This is a genomic window from Scytonema sp. PRP1, assembly GCF_036697665.2.
Lineage (GTDB): Bacteria > Cyanobacteriota > Cyanobacteriia > Cyanobacteriales > Nostocaceae > Kalymmatonema > Kalymmatonema gypsitolerans.
In genome coordinates this window covers 21,364-39,250 of the sequence record NZ_JBAHYJ020000042.1, presented here as the reverse complement: position 1 = coordinate 39,250, position 17,887 = coordinate 21,364, and the positions used below count along the sequence as shown (strand labels likewise).

Here is a 17,887-nt window from a genome sequence, read left to right as displayed (position 1 = left end):
CTCGTTCAATTTAATAAAAATTTTACAACTTTCAGGTTGTAACAGTTTATTACTGTTTGGTCATGGAAAGATAATTACCTTAAATATTTGAAAGTCGATGTTAGGAAGTTGTTTTAAGGTAGTTTCAGTGGAAAAAATCTTTTAAGTCGCAAATTATGAAACTACCCGATGGACCGCAAACTCCAGCCCTTGTACAAATGTTCCAGTGGATTTTTAGCCCCATGTCATTCATGGAGAACTGTACAAAGCGTTATGGCGATTTTGTCACTCTGCGATTCGACCCCCAATATAGTCCTTTTATATTCGTGAGCAATCCCCAAGCGCTACAGCAAATTTTAACTAGCGATACCAAGGACTTTGCAGCTCCAGGTAGCATAAACAAGATACTGATACCATTTGTTGGGCAATATTCTCTTCTTACCCTAGACGCTGAAGCACACCAGCGTCAACGCCAGCTTTTGTTGCCTCCCTTTCACGGCGAAAGGATGCGAACCTACGGTCAAGCGATTAGTAATGTCACAGAGCAAATCATCACTCAGCTGCAAATCGACAAACCATTCAGTGCCCGAACTGTAACACAAGCTATTACTCTACGAGTGATCCTGCAAGCTGTATTTGGGCTGTATGAAGGTCCACGCGCCCAACAACTAGAGCAACTTTTGCGTAATATGTTGGAGCATTCAACTTCTCTATTGTTCGTCGTCCTGCTTTATTTCCCAGTCCTGCAAAGAGATTTAGGTCCTCTGACTCCTTGGAAAAGCTTTGTGCGCGTTCGAGAGCAAGTTGACCAACTCCTGTATGCGGAAATTCGGGAACGTCGAGAGCATCCAGACCCATCTCGTACAGACATCCTCAGTTTGCTAATGGCAGCTAGGGATGAGGAGGGTCAGCCCATGACGGATGAGGAATTACGCGATCAGTTAATAACTCTGTTAACTGCAGGTCACGAAACCACAGCCACAGCTCTAGCTTGGGCTTTGTACTGGGTTCATAAATTGCCATCTGTGCGCAAAAAGCTGCTGGAAGAACTTGATAGTTTGGGTGATAACCCAGACCCTAGCACCATTTTCAAATTACCTTATCTAAACGCTGTGTGCTGTGAAACTTTGCGGATTTACCCAGTGGCTATGCTTTCTATGCCACGGGAGGTGAAAACACCAGTATCGCTGTGTGGTCATGAACTCGAACCCGGCACTTTCTTGTTTGGCTCAATTTATCTCATTCATCAGCGTGAGGATTTATACCCACAACCAAAGCAGTTTAAGCCAGAGCGCTTTTTAGAGAGGCAATTTTCCCCCTATGAATTCATACCCTTTGGGGGTGGTGCAAGACGCTGTATTGGCTTAGCATTTGCTCAGTTTGAAATGAAAGTCGCACTCGCTACCATCCTCTCACGTTGGGAATTAGCGCTAGTCGATAATGGTGAGGTGCGACCAAAACGCCGTGGTTTGGGTACAGCATCTGATCGCCCCATTCAACTGGTCGTTAAAGGTGAGCGAACTGTAAAGCCTCGAACCCTGGCATCTATACCTGGTTAAGTTGGTCACAAGTGTAGGACTAACGCATCGTACAAATAGTAACGTTATTTAATAAGTCATGCGGTAGTAGTGCAAAGAGGACTATCTTGAAAGCATATATGAGTGCATTTGTACAGTGCATCAGTCCTATATAAATACATTTAATTCTTTTCAGTAAGCTTCAGTGGCAACAAGAGTATGAAGCAGCAAACAAAACTTATGAAACTACCAAATGGTCCACAAACGCCAGCGCTGATACAAATGGCTCAGTGGGTTTTCACTCCTCTGTCATTTATGGAAGCCTGTGCCAAACGCTATGGGGACATATTCACCTTGAATTTGAATGTTCCTGTGGTTTTCGTTAGCAACCCTCAAGCGTTGCAGCAGATGTTGACTAGCGACACAAAAGAGTTTGAAGCCCCTAGTGATTGGAACACTGTTTTTGAACCACTTATGGGGAAGCATTCTGTTATCACTGTTAGCGGTGAAGCACATCGGCGTCAACGCCAGTGGTTATTGCCTCCCTTTCACGGTGAAAGGATGCGAACCTATGGTCAAGCAATTAGCAATATCACAGAGCAAAAAATGAGTCAGTGGCAGATAGACAAACCCTTCAATGTCCGTTCTGCTACACAAGCCATTACCCTGCGGACAATCATGCAAGTCGTGTTTGGGTTATATGACAGCCCCCGCGCTCAAGAACTCGAGCAACTTGTGTGTGCGTTAATGGATTCTTGGAGTTCTCCCTTGATGGTCGCTATGCTTTATTTTCGAGGTCTACAACGGGATTTCGGTCCGTTGAGTCCTTGGGGAAGCTTTGTGCGTCAGCGGGAAAAAGTTGATAAACTCCTTTACCAAGAGATTCAGGAACGTCGAGAACAACCAGACCTCTCTCGCACAGATATCCTCAGCTTACTGATGGCTGCGCGGGATGAAGCTGGTGAGGCTATGACGAATGAAGAGTTGCGTGATGAATTGATGTCACTGTTGTTTGCAGGTCATGAAACCACGGCTACTGCCCTAGCCTGGGCATTATACTGGATTCACAAACAGCCAGCAGTGCGAGAAAAGCTACTGCAAGAACTCGATACCCTGGGGAATAACCCAGACCCTAGCACCATTTTCAAATTACCCTATCTTAACGCTGTTTGCTGCGAAGTTCTGCGGATTTACTCAGTGACAATGCTCACTTTTCCACGGGTCGTAGGGACACCGCTATCGCTGTGCGGTCATGAACTCGAACCAGGTACAGTTGTCGTTGGCTCGATGTATCTCACGCACCAGCGAGAGGATTTATACCCCGAACCCAAGAAGTTTAAGCCAGAACGCTTTTTAGAGAGGCAATTTTCAGCCTATGAGTTTATACCCTTTGGTGGTGGTGCAAGACGCTGCATTGGTATGGCATTTGCCCAATTTGAAATGAAAGTAGTGCTCGCCAAAATTCTGTTGCAGTCAGAATTGGCACTGGTGGATAACCGTGATGTGCGTCCTAAACGTCGTGGTTTGGTTACAGCACCTGCTCAAGCGATCCAAATGGTTGTGAAAGGTCAGCGTTCGGTGCAGTCTCGCAGCCTGACATCTGTCCCTGGTTAAGCTGTTCAGAACACGTTAGTAGGGCTTTGTCTAACCTCAAAAATTGTGCTTCAAAATTTGTGATGATTGTTGAAATCGGACAATTAAAAGAAATTTAATTGTTTAAATTGAGTAGCAGTGGCAAAAAAGAATTAGCACAAGAGCCTATGAAACTACCAAATGGTCCGCAAACTCCAGGGCTGGTACAGATGCTTCAGTGGATTGTGAGCCCCATGTCGTTTATGGAAACCTGTGCCAAACGCTATGGGGATATCTTCACATTGCAGTTAAATAGTCCTGTGGTTTTCGTTAGTAACCCCCAAGCGTTGCAGCAGATTTTGAGTAGCGACACCAAGGAGTTTGAGGCTCCCAATGATTGGAATACTCCGTTTGAACCAATGCTGGGGAAGCATTCTGTAATGACCCTAACTGGTGAGGCACATCGGCGTCAACGGCAGTTGTTATTGCCTCCCTTTCACGGTGACAGAATGCGAACCTATGGACAAGTCATTGGCGATATCACAGAGCAAATCATCAGCCAATGGCAGGTAGACAAACCCTTCGATGTTCGGTCTGCGGTGCAAGTTATCACCCTGCGGGTCATGATGCAAGCGGTGTTTGGGCTATATGAGGGTTCACGCGCCCAAGAACTCGAGAAACTTTTGGTTGCGATGCTGGAAAACCGATCTGCCTTGCAGGTGGTTATACTTTATTTTCCGGCTCTACAACAAGATTTAGGTCCTTTGACTTCTTGGGGAACCTTTCTGCGCCGTCGCGAGCAAGTTAATCAACTTTTGTACGCCCAAATTCAGGAACATCGAGAGCATCCAGATCCATCTCGCACAGACATTCTCAGCTTGCTGATGACAGCTACGGATGAAGCAGGAGAATCAATGACGGATGTGGAATTACGTGATGAGTTGATGACTCTGTTGGTCGCAGGTCACGAAACCACCGCAACAGCTTTAGCTTGGGCATTGTACTGGATTCACAAACTGCCAGAAGTGCGCCAAAAGCTGCTAGAGGAACTCGATACCTTGGGCGATAACCCAGACCCGAGCGCCATTTTTAAATTACCTTATTTAAATGCTGTTTGTTGCGAAACTTTGCGGATTTACCCAGTTGGGATGCTGACCTTTCCACGAGTGGTAAGAACACCTGTATCGCTATCTGGTTTTGAACTTGAACCAGGTACAGTCTTGCTTGGCTCAATTTATCTCACTCATCAGCGTGAAGATTTATACCCCGAACCCAAGCAGTTTAAGCCAGAACGCTTTTTGGAACGGCAATTTTCACCTTATGAATTTTTACCCTTTGGCGGTGGTGCAAGACGCTGCATTGGTATGGCGTTTGCCCAATTTGAAATGAAAGTGGTACTTGCGAAAATTCTTTCGCAGTTGGAATTGGAGCTGATTGATAATGGCGATGTGCGACCAAAACGCCGTGGTTTGGTAACAGGTCCTGATCGCTCTATTCAACTGGTTGTAAAAAATCAGCGTTTCGTAAAATCTCAAATTTTCGCATCTATCCCTAGTTGAGTTTTTAATAAATAAGATTTTGGTATAGTTTTCAACGCGGTGAATCCAATGTAGGGTGGGCAGTGCTCACCCTATAGAATTTTGAGTAATAAATTTAACGAAGCGCCTAGGGTACCGATTTTGCCGTAGGCTAGATGCAAAGGACGCTCAGTAGAAGAAATTTTTATTTTTTATGATGCTGCCGTTAATACAAACACTGCGATTAATTGTTAATCCGACAAGGTTTTTAGAGGAGTGCGCTGCTAAGTACGGTGACTTGTTTACGGTGCGGGTTTTGGGGTTAAATTCGCCGCCAGTGGTCTTTTTTAGCAGTCCAGAAGCGATCGCTGAGTGTTTTGCGGTGCCAGCGAAAGAGTTAGATTTTAAAAAGGCAACTCATGTGTTTGAGCCTTTGTTTGGGGAAAATTCGATTGTATTGCAAGAGGGGCGATCGCACAATCGCCAACGGCAGTTATTGATGCCACCTTTTCATGGCGATCGCATGAAGGATTACGGTCAAGCCATTTGCCAAATTACTGAAGAAGTCACGCGAACTTGGACAGAAGGTACGACTATTTCTATGCAGCAAGTTATGCCAGATATCACTTTGCAAATTATTTTGCAAGTGGTGTTTGGTATGACTCCCGGTGCGCGTTACCAAAAAGTAAAAGAACTGCTGAGTTCTTTATTAGAAGATGTCACTAAACCTGGGTATTCTACCTTGTTTTTCTTTCCGCCTTTACAAAAAGATTTAGGTGCATGGAGTCCTTGGGGAAACTACCTTAAAAGGCGAGAGGAAATTGACAAACTGATTTATGCGGAGATTGACGAACGGCGTTTGTCCAATGATGCTTCGCGTACAGATATCCTAAGTTTGCTGATGTCAGCGCGTGACGAAAACCAAGAGCAGATGACAGATAAAGAGTTACGCGACCAATTAGTTTCTCTGTTGCTTTTGGGATATGAAACAACAGCAGCAGTCTTGGCGTGGGTGTTTTATTTAATTCACTCCCACCCTCAGGTAAAAGATAAGCTAATGCAGGAATTGAATACTTTGGGAGATACACCCAATCCTGAAACTATTACTCAATTACCATATCTAGGCGCTGTCTGTCAGGAAACACTGCGAATTCACCCCATTGCTCTAATTTGTACGCCGCGAATGGTAAAAGATACAGTAGAAATTGCGGGTCAGAAATTTACATCCGGGACAGTTTTAGTTCCCAGCATTCATTTAGCGCATCGACGTGCAGAAACTTACCCTGAACCAGAAAAGTTTAAACCAGAAAGATTTCTCAACCAAAAATTTTCACCTTATGAATATTTGCCTTTTGGGGGAGGTTATCGTGGTTGTATCGGTGCAGCATTTTCTATGTATGAACTGAAATTAGTAGTAGCAAGTATTTTATTACATTTTCAACTAGATCTTGTTGATAAGCGTCCAGTGCGTCCAGTACGCCGTGGCATTACGATTGTTCCCTCTGGTGGTGTGCAGATGGTTGTTACTAAAGAGATGAAGAAGGCGAATAATTTTGTGTATTTGTAGCTATTGCTCAAGATATAAAGATTAAGGAACCACAGATGAACACAGATTAACACAGATAGTATTTTCCTCTTCTTCGTCTATGTTCTTTGTTGCCTCGTGTGGGTTCGTTTATTATCCAATCACAGGATTTTTGATATCTTCCTTTTTTTATATCTTGATGTAGATACTCTCCTGAGTTTTCAGCGTCAAAATTAAGCAGTAATAAGGACGCGAAGGAGATAATTAACTTATGCCAGAAGAGCATCGGCTAGACGAGCAGATTGTTTCACAGGTAGCCCAAAGCAGATTATCTGAAGAGCTAGATGGAGCAGAAAAAATAGACGTAGATGTACAAACCGACCTACTCAAAATGTTTCAGGGACAAGCGGATGGGGTTTCCGTTGCAGGTCGGGGACTGGTGATGCGAGGTATCCGCGTGCAGGACATAAAACTGCAAACAGATAGCGTTGCCATTAATCCATTAAGTGTTCTTTTTGGTCAAATAGAACTGAATCAGCCAGTCAATACCAGTGCTCGTGTTGTACTTACAGAAGTAGATATTAACCATGCCTTGACCTCAGAGTTTGTTCGTAGCAAGATGCCAAACTTTGAGTTGAATGTAGATGGTGAAATTGTCGGTTTACAGCCACAAGAGATACAAATTCACCTAATAGATGGTGGCAAGATGGCATTTACGGGAAAGGTTTTGTTAACAGAAAAAGGCAAGGCTCGCACAGTAGGTTTTACTGCACAGGTTTGTCCACGCACTGAACACAAACCCATAATGCTAGAAAGCTTCAACTGTACTCAAGGAGAAGGCATTTCACTTGAAGTCGTTGTTGCCTTAATGCAGAAGGTTAAAGAACTGGTAAACTTACCATATTTTGAGTTTGATGATGTAGTATTACGTGTCAAAAAGATGGAAGTGCAAAAGAGCAGTATGACACTTTTGGTAGATGCTCGTGTGACACAAATACCTGCTACTGAAGGTAATTTTTAATTGTTAGTTGTAAAAAATCTCGCTAACCACTAACCAGTGCATTAGCAATTATCTGTTACGAAAAGTAACATCATCAAAAAATCCTACCTAAAGGTTAATTTTTCTGACTGCCGAATGATGTAAAGCTGTCAAGAACTTTCTAAAATCGGGAGTATATGTACTTCCCGAAACTTAAACTATGCAAACGTATGATGTTGTAATTATTGGAGCAGGACACAATGGGCTAGTTTGTGCTGCTTATTTGCTGAAAGCTGGCTATAGCGTCTTACTCCTAGAAAAGCGTTCTGTTCCTGGTGGTGCAGCTACAACAGAGGAATGTTTGCCAAAAGAAGCTCCTGGGTTTAAGTTTAACTTGTGTGCCATTGACCACGAGTTTATTCACTTAGGACCAGTCGTACAAGAATTAGAACTCGAAAAGTACGGCTTAGAATATTTGGAGTGCGATCCAGTTGTTTTCTGTCCTCACCCTGACGGGAAGTATTTCTTAGCTCATAAGTCGTTGGAAAAAACTTGTGCAGAAATTGCCCGTTACAGCGATCGCGATGCCAAAAAATACGCAGAATATACACAATACTGGCAACGGGCAATTGGTGCAATGATTCCCATGTTTAACGCGCCGCCAAAGTCAGTTTTAGATATTCTTGGCAACTACGACATCGCAAAGCTGAAAGATTTATTTTCAGTCATTGGTTCTCCTAACAAGACGCTGGACTTTATTCGCAACATGTTGACCAGCGCTGAGGATATTCTTAACGAGTGGTTTGATTCAGAATTTCTGAAAGCGCCTTTGGCAAGACTTGCAGCAGAACTCGGTGCGCCTCCCTCGCAAAAAACCATTGCCATTGGTGCAATTATGATGGCGATGCGTCATGATCCAGGGATGGCAAGACCGCGTGGCGGTACTGGTGCATTAGTACAAGCCTTGGTAAACTTAGTGACGAGTAAAGGCGGCGTTATCCTAACGGATCAGCATGTTGAGAAAGTTTTGATTGACAATGGTCGTGCGGTTGGTGTACGGGTGGCAAACGGCACGGAATATCGCGCAAAAGATGGGGTGATCTCAAACATTGATGCCAAACGGGTATTTTTGCAATTGATGGATGATAGCGATGTGGATGCAGCCGATGCAAATTTGCGAGAAAGATTAGAACGCCGCATCGTCAATAACAATGAAACCATCCTCAAGATTGACTTGGCTTTAAACGAACCGCCGCGCTTTGAACATCACGAACACAAGGATGAATATCTCATTGGGTCTGTTTTGATTGCAGATTCTATTGCTCATGTTGAACAAGCACATAGTAAATGTACCTTAGGAGAGATTCCAGATTCAGACCCCTCAATGTATGTGGTTGTGCCAACAATGTTAGATCCATCAATGGCTCCACCAGGTAAGCATACCGTGTGGATTGAGTTTTTCGCCCCGTATCAAATTGCAGGCGCAGAAGGCACAGGTTTGAAGGGTACAGGTTGGACAGATGAGCTGAAAAATAAAGTTGCAGACAGGGTGGTTGATAAATTAGCAGACTACGCGCCAAATGTGAAAAACGCACTTATCGCCCGTCGCGTAGAAAGCCCGGCGGAACTGGGAGAAAGATTGGGCGCGTACAAAGGAAATTACTACCATATTGATATGACCTTGGATCAGATGGTGTTTTTCCGTCCGTTGCCAGAGATAGCGAACTACAAAACTCCAATTGAGAATTTGTTCCTTACAGGTGCAGGAACTCATCCGGGTGGTTCGATTTCCGGAATGCCAGGACGCAACTGTGCGCGAGTCTTTTTGCAGAATAAACACCCCATAGCACAGACACTTAAGGATGCACGGGATTCGATTAAGTCAACAGTTGAGTCGGTATTTAAGATTAATTAATCATTAGCGTTGAATATCACTGACTTAAGGAAAAACTAAACAACAGGAACCCCACCCCGATGAGTGGCTACGCCAAAGTTCCCCTCCCCGCTTGCGGTGAGTCCAGCGCTGCAGGCGGGTTTCCCGCCGTAGGCGACTGGCGTTCGCGTAGCGTGCCGAAGGCATACCCGAAGGGGGAGGGGTTAGGGGTGGGGTTCTGTGATTATCGGTAATTGAGCCGACGTGATATGAGAGGTCAAAATCGTACTGCACCTAAATGCAAAATCAAATCGCTATAATGCTTTCACCGACATTCCGCAGGTAAGCGATCGCTTTAATGAATTTTCGCTCGTTTCAGCCTATAGACCTTGAGCGATCGCCAATTAATTGAGAATCATGTCAACAAGTACCAAAAACAAAAACTCAACACTAAACGCCGATATCTCTTGTCCAATAACGACTTTAGGTTCTAGATCACCAAAAATATTTGGGAAGAAAACAAAACCTGCGGAATGTAGGCTTTCACCATAATTTTAAGTATTCCGATACAGTTATCGGGTTTTTATTGCTAATAATTCCGATAAAGTTATCGGGATTTAATTCCTAATAATTCCGATAAAGTTATGGGGTTTTAAATCCTAACAATTACGATAAATTTATGAGTATTTAATATCATGTTCGGCTAATTAGTTATGATTCCCACGTTGACTGCACCCCACCCCTTTATCCCCTCCCCGCAAGCGAGGAGGGGACGTGAAGCGTAGCTTTACGGGGGTGGGGTTCTTCAGCAATGATAAGTAATCAACCGAACCTGATATAATTTGTCAAATTTTCAAGATATTTAATCCGTAATTTCTCAATTTAAACTTGGAGATTATTTTATTAATATAAAATTGAGATGTGCCCGTGCTTCAAGACACTGGGCAGATGCATTTCTATTTTTAATTAACCATAATCTAGAGGTAAGTAGGTTTTATGGGTAAAGAAAATCCTTCTACAACTATTGCTATTATTGGTGGTGGCTTCAGCGGTTCAATGGTCGCTGCTCATTTGTTACAAGCAGCAACTTTTCCTCTCAATATCAAGTTAATTGAGCGCAATTCTTTATTAGGACGAGGAGTAGCCTACGGCACTTATTCTCCTTATCATCTTCTCAATGTTCCTGCTGAGCAAATCAGTGCTTTTCCCAATGACCCTGATCACTTCCTGCGTTGGGTTCAAAGACAAAATGAAACTATCGGAGATTTTGTCACCTCTGAAGTCACGGCAAACTCTTTCGTTCCTCGCCAAATTTATGGTGCCTATGTTCAGGCTATCTTAGATGAAGCAGAAACCACTGCGCCCGATTATGTGCATCTAGAACGAATTACTGATGAAGCTGTTGGCATTGAGCCGGAAAATGTAGGTGCAACTGTGTCCTTAAGCAACGGTGAAAGTATACAGGCAGACCGAATTGTTCTAGCTTTAGGTAATTTTTCGCCAGCCGATCCACCAATTCAAGACCGTTCTTTCTACAAAAGCAGCCGCTATAAAGGCAATGCATATTCTGCTCAAGCGTTGACAGACCTGGACTCCGACGACTCAGTTTTGCTGATTGGTTCAGGGCTGACGATGGTAGATTTAACTATTACCCTATTCCGACAAGGTCATAGAGGCAAGATTTACACTGTCTCGCGACATGGATTATTACCTCTTGCTCACAAGACAATTCCTTCCATAGCTCCCTTTGTTGCTATCGACCAAGCTCCCAAAACGGCTCAAGCGTTGATGCACCTCGTCCGCCAAGAAGTAGAATCGGCAGCTGCTTGTGGTCTAGACTGGCGGGCTGTCATTAACTGTCTGCGCCCAGTCACTCAAAACCTGTGGCAAACTCTTCCTCTCGGCGAAAAACAGCGCTTCTTACGTCACGTTCGAGCTTACTGGGACATCCATCGTCATCGAATTGCACCAGAGATAGCAGAGGTCGTAAACAAACTACTTTCTTGCGGTCAACTCGTCATACACGCAGGTCGCATCCAGGCTTACCGTGAGGTTGATCGTGGTGTCGATGTCACCGTTCGCAAGCGCCACACCACAGAAAACCTTGTATTACGGGTGAACCGCGTCATTAACTGTACTGGTCCTGCCTCCAACTATGAAAAGTTGGCACACCCCCTAGTGAACAGCTTGCTGTCTAAGGGTTTGGTTTGTTGTCATGTCTTAAAAATGGGACTTAAGACGGCTGCGAATGGAGCGCTTTTAGACGCAACTGGCGTAGCTTCAAAGTTTTTATACACACTCGGTCCCACACGTCAAGGCGACCTTTTGGAGACGATCGCAGTCCCTGAAATTCGAGAGCAGGCAATGCTGTTGGCACAGGAGTTATTGTCTCGACCCAATGCACCAGACAGTTCGCTCTTGAGAAGAGTTGTCAATCAATCGAATAGCAAGCTTGTCAGGTAACCCGTTGTTTAGGGCAAGTTTGGCTTTGAAAGTCTTTTGCACTGTCTACCTTAAAAAGTTAAGGATAAAGAGTCATATGCTATTTCGCCAGTTATTTGACAAGGAATCAAGTACTTATACTTACCTCATTGCCGATATCAAAACGAAGACTGCTGTCCTTGTTGATCCAGTTTTAGAACAATTTGAGCGGGATTGTCAGATTCTTCAACAATTAGAACTTACTTTACGTTATTGCCTAGAAACTCACGTCCATGCTGACCACGTTACCAGTACAAGTAAGCTGCGAGATGCAACTGGGTGTGAGACAGTCGTTCCTTTTGGAGCAGAAGTGCCTTGTGCAGACCGCTATATTGCAGATGGAGAAATCTTGCAGGTGGGGTCAGTTGTGATTGAGGCGATCGCCACTCCTGGTCATACAAATGCTCACTTAGCCTATCTCGTCAACTCCGAGCGAGTTCTCACGGGTGATGCGTTGTTTATTCGAGGCTGTGGAAGGACAGACTTTCAAAGCGGGGATGCTGGAACCTTATATGACTCAGTGACACAGCGGCTATTTACTCTACCCGATGAAACTTTGGTTTATCCAGGTCATGACTATCAAGGTTATACTGTCTCCACAATTGGTGAAGAAAAACGTTGCAACCCGAGATTTGCTAACCATGAGCGCAATAGCTTTATTGAATTGATGGGGAATCTCAACTTAGCCTTTCCTAAAAAGATGATGGAAGCGGTTCCTGCTAATCAAAATTGCGGTCGTATCTTGTCTACATAAATACAGGCATTATTTATGCTTTCACGCGCTACCTAATTATAAGCGTGAACTTATATTTCTTTTTCAAAATCAATAATACATTTTTCTCTCTGGTTCAATATCGGAGTGTATAACCTTAGTTAATGCCTCCTTTACTGCATTTGACTCAACTACAGAAGTATTAATAAGCCGTACGATTCTTAATCAAACTTCTTGATAGTTGTCTAGATTAAATAAGCTATTTTTCGGTATAATGAAGAATAAGCCAAAAACCAAGGCACATCAACATTAAATAATTCCGGCTTGAAATCCGTCTGTATGGCTTTGAACTAGCTCGCCTGTTGTAAGGTTGTAAGGGGAGCCACCTTCATTAAAGTTAGCTGAAAATAGCGGGAAAGAATAACAGAAAGCTTTCAAAAAATAGGGAGGGCTACTCCCGAATTAAACGCCTGGGGACTGTTGGTGCCCTTCGGGTATCTCCTGCGGAGAGGCTGCGCCAACACCAGTCGCCTGCGGAGGAGACAATACTGAAGGCGGGTCTCCCGCCGTAGGTAACTGTCGTTGGAAACCCTCCAAAGGGCGCTGGCTCACCGACTCCCTTGGTAGAAGCACGCCCAGCAGACAAAGTAGATGTCGTAGACAACTATGGATAAGTTCTGTGTAGCAGTTAAATTACTACGCTTTCAAATCCGATATTTAACATACGAGAGAGACTGTTTATGACACAGAACAACGCAGCCCAACTTTTTAAAGCCGTCAGACAAGATCAGGCATTTCAACAAAGACTCAAAGCTGCAACTAACCCAGAAGCCTTCATCAAGATTGCTAAAGAGCGTGGCTATGACTTCACAGTTGAAGAACTGGAGACTGAGATCAGCAAATTGTCTGAAGAAGAGTTGGCAGCAATTGTCAATCCAGGAATAGCACCTAGAACCCATATTCATCCTAGGTAATTCCTGAACTGAAAGATTGAACGCACAGACAATTGTTAGGATGAAACACAAATCAGACTGAAAACCGAGACGGGTTGAATCGTCACGGCTGGTGGTATAAAACCCACAGTTGGAGTGTAGTAGCCACGGGACTAGATTGCACAAGTTCGTAGCGAATGACAGCTTGTTTGATTTCGTTTCATATGGCGATTGTAGGGGCACGGTATGCCGTGCCCTCATCAGTGGGTATAAACTTAGTTATTACGGTTGCTCGAAGACGCTGGGTAATCAGTGGTTGGCATCCCCCTACGGACTGATGGCAAACAAAAGCTTAATCACAGAAATGCCAAGTTTTTAATTATAACTCACGAAAGATTTATACTTCTTAATAGCTTTCTAACATCTGGGAATATACCCTAATCCCCAAATTGCAACTATGGAAGCGTATGATGTTGTGATTGTTGGCGCTGGTCACAATGCACTTGTTTGTGCCGCCTATCTACTCAAAGCTGGGTACAGCGTCCTACTTTTGGAGGCGCGTTCAATTCCCGGTGGCGGTTCGACGACTGAAGAACTTATGCCGCAAGAAGCGCCTGGTTTTAAATTCAACCCCTGCGCGATTAATCACCTATTTATTTTTCTTGGTCCAGTTATACAAGAATTAGAATTACACAAGTACGGTTTGGAATATCTTTCCTGTGATCCGGTCGCCTTTTGTCCTCATCCTGATGGCAAGTATTTTTTAGCGCATAAGTCCGTCGAGAAGACTTGTGCGGAGATTGCCCGTTACAGTCAAAGAGATGCTCAAAAATACGCCGAATATATCGAGTTTTGGGAACGGTTTATCAAAGCGGTTACACCCTTTTTTAATGCAGCACCAAAGTCAATTGTTGACATTGCTGGTAACTACGGTCTGAAACATCTGCAAGACTTCTTCTCAATTCTAGGTGGTCCCAACACGACTCTAGATTTAGTTCGCACCCTGCTCAGCAGTCCGATAGACAATATCAACGAGTATTTTGATTCTGAATTTGTCAAAGCACCCCTTGCCCGACTATCTGCGGAACTAAGTTCGCCTCCTTCCCAAAAAGCAATGTCCTTTGGGGCAATGATGTTAGCATTGCGCCACAACCCCGGTATGGCACGCCCACGCGGCGGTAGTGGCGCACTCAGCGAAGCTTTAGTAAAGTGTGTGACAAGTCTTGGTGGTGTTATCCTTACCGACCAAAAGGTTGAGAAAGTGTTGGTCGATAACGGTAAAGCAGTCGGTGTGCGGGTTGCTGGCGGCAAAGAATATCGTGCTAACAAAGGTGTCATCTCAAGTCTTGATGCCAAGCGGTTGTTTTTGCAACTGATGGATACAAGCGATGTGGATAGCGCCGATGCGAATTTGCGAGACAGATTAGACCGTCGCATCATCAACAATAACGAAACAATTCTCAAGATAGATTGTGCTTTATCTGAACCGCTACGCTTTGAACATCACCAACACAAAGATGAGTATCTCATTGGTTCTATTCTGATTGCAGATTCTATGAACCATGTGGAACAAGCTCATAGTGAGATTACTTTGGGTAAAATACCCGATGAAAACCCGTCGATGTATGTGGTGATGCCTACAGGACTTGACCCCTCAATGGCACCTCAAGGTAAGCATACATTATGGATAGAGTTTTTTGCGCCTTATCAAATTGCCGGTGCAGAAGGTACGGGGTTGAAAGGGACAGGCTGGACGGATGAACTGAAAAACAAAGTTGCTGATAAGGTGATTTCTAAACTGGCAGAGTATTCCCCCAATCTCAAACACTCGATTATTGCCCGTCATGTGGAAAGTCCTGCGGAACTGGGAGAACGCTTGGGGACTTACAAGGGTAACTACTACCACATCGACATGACTCTAGAACAAATGCTGTGCTTCCGTCCTCTACCAGAGTTGGCTAATTATAAAACTCCGATTGATAATTTATATCTCACGGGTGCGGGAACTCATCCAGGTGGTTCCATTTCTGGGCTACCAGGACGCAACTGTGCGAAAATGTTTTTGCATACTCAGGAACCATTGACACAAACACTGAAAGATGCAGGAGATTCGATAAAATCTACCGTTGCAACGGTTTTTGGTCGCGAATGATGAGTTTGTAGTAAGTGCTTAGCCGCTTACTACAAGCTTAAGTGTCATGAAACATCTTCCTATGTGAGCAAGCAAACGTCATACTCCTTACCGATGACAAGGATAAGTGAAAATTGATGTAATAAAAATGCTGTTGTCAGTGCTGGAGCCATGACTGAGCGGGTTTTAATTATTGGAGGGCGGGGGCGGATCGGCAGTAGTGTTGCGCAGGACATTCTCTCCCATACACAAGCAGAAGTTACAATCACTGGGCGCACCCCAGATCATGGAATGAATGATCCGCGAGTGCAATTTTTGGTGTTGGACTTAGCGGAGGTGGAAAAATTGAGGAAGGCGATCGCCTCTGCCAACTTGGTGGTTCACTGTGCTGGTCCTTTTCACTACCGAGACGCTAATGTGCTAAAAATGTGTATTGAACATGGTGTTAACTATGTAGATGTTAGCGACCACCGTTCTTATACTAGTAAGGCTCTGGGGTACAATGATGCAGCCGTATCTGCCGGTGTCACAGCGATCGTTAACACTGGCATATTTCCCGGCATTTCTAACAGCATGGTACGCCAGGGCGTTGAGCAATTCGACAAACCAGAAAAGATTCATTTAAGTTACTTGGTGTCTGGTTCTGGTGGGGCTGGTGTCACTGTCATGCGGACAACTTTTTTAGGGTTGCAAAAGCCTTTTGAATCTTTAATAGATGGTCAATGGCAGATGGTAAAGCCTTACAGTCAGCGCGAAACTATTGACTTTCCATCCCCTTATGGGCGCACCGGAGTTTACTGGTTTGATATGCCAGAAACCTTCACACTGCCTCATGCTTTTCCCTCTGTGAAAAGCGTCATTACCAAATTTGGTTCAGTTCCCGATTTTTACAATCACATGACTTGGATAGCTGCTCACGTTTTTCCTAAACAATTAATGCAGCGTCGTGCGATGATAGAATTTTTGGCATATGTCAGTCATTTTATGACCGATGTAACGAATCGCTTCAGTGGTATTGGAGTCGCAGTTCGTTCAGAAATTACAGGTCGCAAAGATGATAGAGAAGCAGTCTTTTGCTCTACTTTAGTGCATGGAAACACCGCCGTGGCTTCTGGTTGTGGCACGGGTAGCATTGCCCAATTGTTACTAGATGGCAAGCTGAAAAAACCTGGTGTGTCACCTGTGGAAGAAGCATTGCCAACTGATTTATTTGAGCAAGCAATGCAAAGCCGAGGCATTAAGATTAGTCACAATTGGTTGTAAAAATAGTAAAACTTTGCATGAAAATCATGTGAAACGAGTATCTACATATTTCTTAACTTTGAATTTTAAGCGTCTTCCAGAAGGTCTGCACAAACGTGTAGCCTAACCGTAGGGCATATTTTGAATGAGCGAATTTTGAATGAGCGAATTGTTAATGTATCCTCTGGTAGAAGGCAGAGTTACACCTAAACAAGTAGGATTCCTCTGAAACTCTGATTTTTGCGTAGGTATTTATCTCTACTTACGCTGGAAAAATATCATAACAAAGAGGGTAGTGCAATGCAGCTAATTCTAGGAATTGTAAATAAAGCATTACGCCAAAGCATCGTTGTTTTAGGGTTGATGCTTTTGCTCAGCGTGTCGGGTTTATTTTTTTGTGTTCAGCCTAGCTATGCAGTACCATTTACAACTGAAAAACCAATATTTCCATCCGAGAAACTCACACCGGAAGAAAAGATTGACCGTGCTTACGAATATAACAGAGCTGCTGGTCTTCGGGAAGAAGACAGACAACAGGCTTATGAACAAGCAGTAAAAGATTCTAAAACCCCTGAGGAAAAGGTTTACGAAAGGAATGTGAAGGATTCCCAGCCGAATTTGATTGATAAAGCTGGAGAACTGGTTGAGAAAATCACAGGTAAGTAGAAGTAGGAGAAGATGAGGAAGTTATCTCCCCAAGAGTGTGAGCGTGAATGAAGGCTGAAAATTAATGTTTGTTTGAGCTTCTGAAGCTGTCATACAGCAGCATCCCAGAAGCTTTTCTATAGGGACTAGTACCGCAAGGCGGAAGTCAAAAGTCACGCATTCAAAAGTCAAAAGTATTATGGAATGGGCTTTTTAGGGATTTTAAATGGTTGCCCTATTTACGCCGAACTGTACTAGGACATTTTCAAGTGAAAGAAATACTCAAGTCCTTACTGAACTTCATCTGCGCTGGCTTATTTGAAATAGGCGGCGGCTATCTGGTATGGCAATGGTTAAAGGAAGGAAAGCCTGTCTGGTGGGGAATTATCGGAGGTATTGGGTTAGCTTTATACGGTATAGTCGCGGCTCTCCAAACAGCTCACTTTGGTAGAGCGTATGCTGCCTACGGCGGCGTGTTTATTGTAATGGCAATGCTTTGGGGTTGGAAGGTAGATGGGGTGACTCCAGACCGTTACGATATGCTAGGAGCCTGTTTGGCGTTACTGGGTGTGTTGATTATCATGTATGCACCCAGAGCTTGAACTCTCCCTGCAATGAATGCGCAAGGATTCTAGACTGTTGTTACTTCGTGGTCTAAAGACACACTTCGTAACGTTGTCTCGTGTTTTGTAAAACACGTTGACGAGGGTAAGACAGCCCTACCCGCCTCGACCAATTTCAAAGGCTGTGCGGCACATTACGTAATCAACTGTGAAAAATTT

The 17,887-nt window shown here is 44.0% G+C and carries 14 protein-coding genes; 13 read left to right on the top strand and 1 reads right to left on the bottom strand.

The window, feature by feature from the left end:
- The first annotated feature begins 155 nt into the window (after positions 1–155).
- The 8 genes from V5G28_RS08080 (at position 156) to V5G28_RS08045 (ending at position 12,197) form a co-directional block, all read left to right on the top strand.
- Positions 156–1,538, top strand: coding sequence for a cytochrome P450 (locus V5G28_RS08080; RefSeq protein ID WP_332988438.1), 1,383 nt, complete (start codon positions 156–158; stop codon positions 1,536–1,538).
- A gap of 198 nt (positions 1,539–1,736) precedes the next feature.
- Entirely contained in the window at positions 1,737–3,110 is a 1,374-nt protein-coding gene (locus V5G28_RS08075; RefSeq protein WP_332988436.1) for a cytochrome P450, read from the top strand.
- A 146-nt stretch (positions 3,111–3,256) separates the two neighbouring features.
- Entirely contained in the window at positions 3,257–4,627 is a 1,371-nt protein-coding gene (locus tag V5G28_RS08070; RefSeq protein WP_332988434.1) for a cytochrome P450, read from the top strand.
- 172 nt (positions 4,628–4,799) lie between these two features.
- Complete coding sequence (locus V5G28_RS08065; protein ID WP_332988432.1) at positions 4,800–6,152, top strand: cytochrome P450; 1,353 nt, start codon at positions 4,800–4,802, stop codon at positions 6,150–6,152.
- Positions 6,153–6,381: 229 nt separating this feature from the next.
- On the top strand, positions 6,382–7,131 hold the full coding sequence (locus tag V5G28_RS08060) for an LmeA family phospholipid-binding protein (RefSeq protein ID WP_332988430.1): 750 nt from the start codon (positions 6,382–6,384) through the stop codon (positions 7,129–7,131).
- Between the two features lie 178 nt (positions 7,132–7,309).
- Positions 7,310–9,004 (top strand): beta-carotene ketolase CrtO, encoded by a 1,695-nt coding sequence (gene crtO, locus V5G28_RS08055; protein WP_332988425.1) that lies wholly within the window; start codon positions 7,310–7,312, stop codon positions 9,002–9,004.
- 954 nt (positions 9,005–9,958) lie between these two features.
- On the top strand, positions 9,959–11,425 hold the full coding sequence (locus tag V5G28_RS08050; protein WP_332988423.1) for an FAD/NAD(P)-binding protein: 1,467 nt from the start codon (positions 9,959–9,961) through the stop codon (positions 11,423–11,425).
- Between the two features lie 76 nt (positions 11,426–11,501).
- The gene (locus V5G28_RS08045; protein ID WP_332988421.1) at positions 11,502–12,197 is read left to right on the top strand and encodes an MBL fold metallo-hydrolase; all 696 of its coding nucleotides are present in this window, start codon (positions 11,502–11,504) and stop codon (positions 12,195–12,197) included.
- 420 nt (positions 12,198–12,617) lie between these two features.
- On the opposite strand, the gene V5G28_RS08040 is transcribed toward V5G28_RS08045, so the two are convergent.
- Positions 12,618–12,767 (bottom strand): hypothetical protein, encoded by a 150-nt coding sequence (locus V5G28_RS08040; protein ID WP_332988419.1) that lies wholly within the window; start codon positions 12,765–12,767, stop codon positions 12,618–12,620.
- 128 nt (positions 12,768–12,895) lie between these two features.
- Between V5G28_RS08040 and V5G28_RS08035 the strand changes: the two genes are divergently transcribed.
- The 5 genes from V5G28_RS08035 to V5G28_RS08015 all read left to right on the top strand — a co-directional run bounded on the left by V5G28_RS08035 (position 12,896) and on the right by V5G28_RS08015 (position 17,707).
- A complete protein-coding gene (locus tag V5G28_RS08035) occupies positions 12,896–13,129 on the top strand; it encodes a Nif11-like leader peptide family natural product precursor (protein WP_096562320.1) in 234 nt (77 codons plus the stop codon).
- A gap of 415 nt (positions 13,130–13,544) precedes the next feature.
- A complete protein-coding gene (gene crtO / locus V5G28_RS08030; RefSeq protein ID WP_332988415.1) occupies positions 13,545–15,239 on the top strand; it encodes a beta-carotene ketolase CrtO in 1,695 nt (564 codons plus the stop codon).
- 150 nt (positions 15,240–15,389) lie between these two features.
- The gene (locus V5G28_RS08025) at positions 15,390–16,481 is read left to right on the top strand and encodes a saccharopine dehydrogenase family protein (protein ID WP_332988413.1); all 1,092 of its coding nucleotides are present in this window, start codon (positions 15,390–15,392) and stop codon (positions 16,479–16,481) included.
- Between the two features lie 279 nt (positions 16,482–16,760).
- Positions 16,761–17,126, top strand: a complete 366-nt coding sequence (locus tag V5G28_RS08020) for a hypothetical protein (protein WP_332988411.1) — start codon at positions 16,761–16,763, stop codon at positions 17,124–17,126.
- A 248-nt stretch (positions 17,127–17,374) separates the two neighbouring features.
- A complete protein-coding gene (locus V5G28_RS08015) occupies positions 17,375–17,707 on the top strand; it encodes a YnfA family protein (RefSeq protein ID WP_332988409.1) in 333 nt (110 codons plus the stop codon).
- The last annotated feature ends 180 nt before the right edge of the window (positions 17,708–17,887 follow it).

Coding starts and splice junctions, on each gene's coding strand:
- V5G28_RS08035 (WP_096562320.1), top strand. CDS start 12,896: ATGACACAGAACAACGCAGCCCAACTTTTTAAAGCCGTCAGACAAGAT.
- V5G28_RS08045 (WP_332988421.1), top strand. CDS start 11,502: ATGCTATTTCGCCAGTTATTTGACAAGGAATCAAGTACTTATACTTAC.
- V5G28_RS08020 (WP_332988411.1), top strand. CDS start 16,761: ATGCAGCTAATTCTAGGAATTGTAAATAAAGCATTACGCCAAAGCATC.
- V5G28_RS08050 (WP_332988423.1), top strand. CDS start 9,959: ATGGGTAAAGAAAATCCTTCTACAACTATTGCTATTATTGGTGGTGGC.
- V5G28_RS08060 (WP_332988430.1), top strand. CDS start 6,382: ATGCCAGAAGAGCATCGGCTAGACGAGCAGATTGTTTCACAGGTAGCC.
- V5G28_RS08070 (WP_332988434.1), top strand. CDS start 3,257: ATGAAACTACCAAATGGTCCGCAAACTCCAGGGCTGGTACAGATGCTT.
- V5G28_RS08075 (WP_332988436.1), top strand. CDS start 1,737: ATGAAACTACCAAATGGTCCACAAACGCCAGCGCTGATACAAATGGCT.
- V5G28_RS08025 (WP_332988413.1), top strand. CDS start 15,390: ATGACTGAGCGGGTTTTAATTATTGGAGGGCGGGGGCGGATCGGCAGT.
- crtO (WP_332988425.1), top strand. CDS start 7,310: ATGCAAACGTATGATGTTGTAATTATTGGAGCAGGACACAATGGGCTA.
- crtO (WP_332988415.1), top strand. CDS start 13,545: ATGGAAGCGTATGATGTTGTGATTGTTGGCGCTGGTCACAATGCACTT.
- V5G28_RS08065 (WP_332988432.1), top strand. CDS start 4,800: ATGATGCTGCCGTTAATACAAACACTGCGATTAATTGTTAATCCGACA.
- V5G28_RS08080 (WP_332988438.1), top strand. CDS start 156: ATGAAACTACCCGATGGACCGCAAACTCCAGCCCTTGTACAAATGTTC.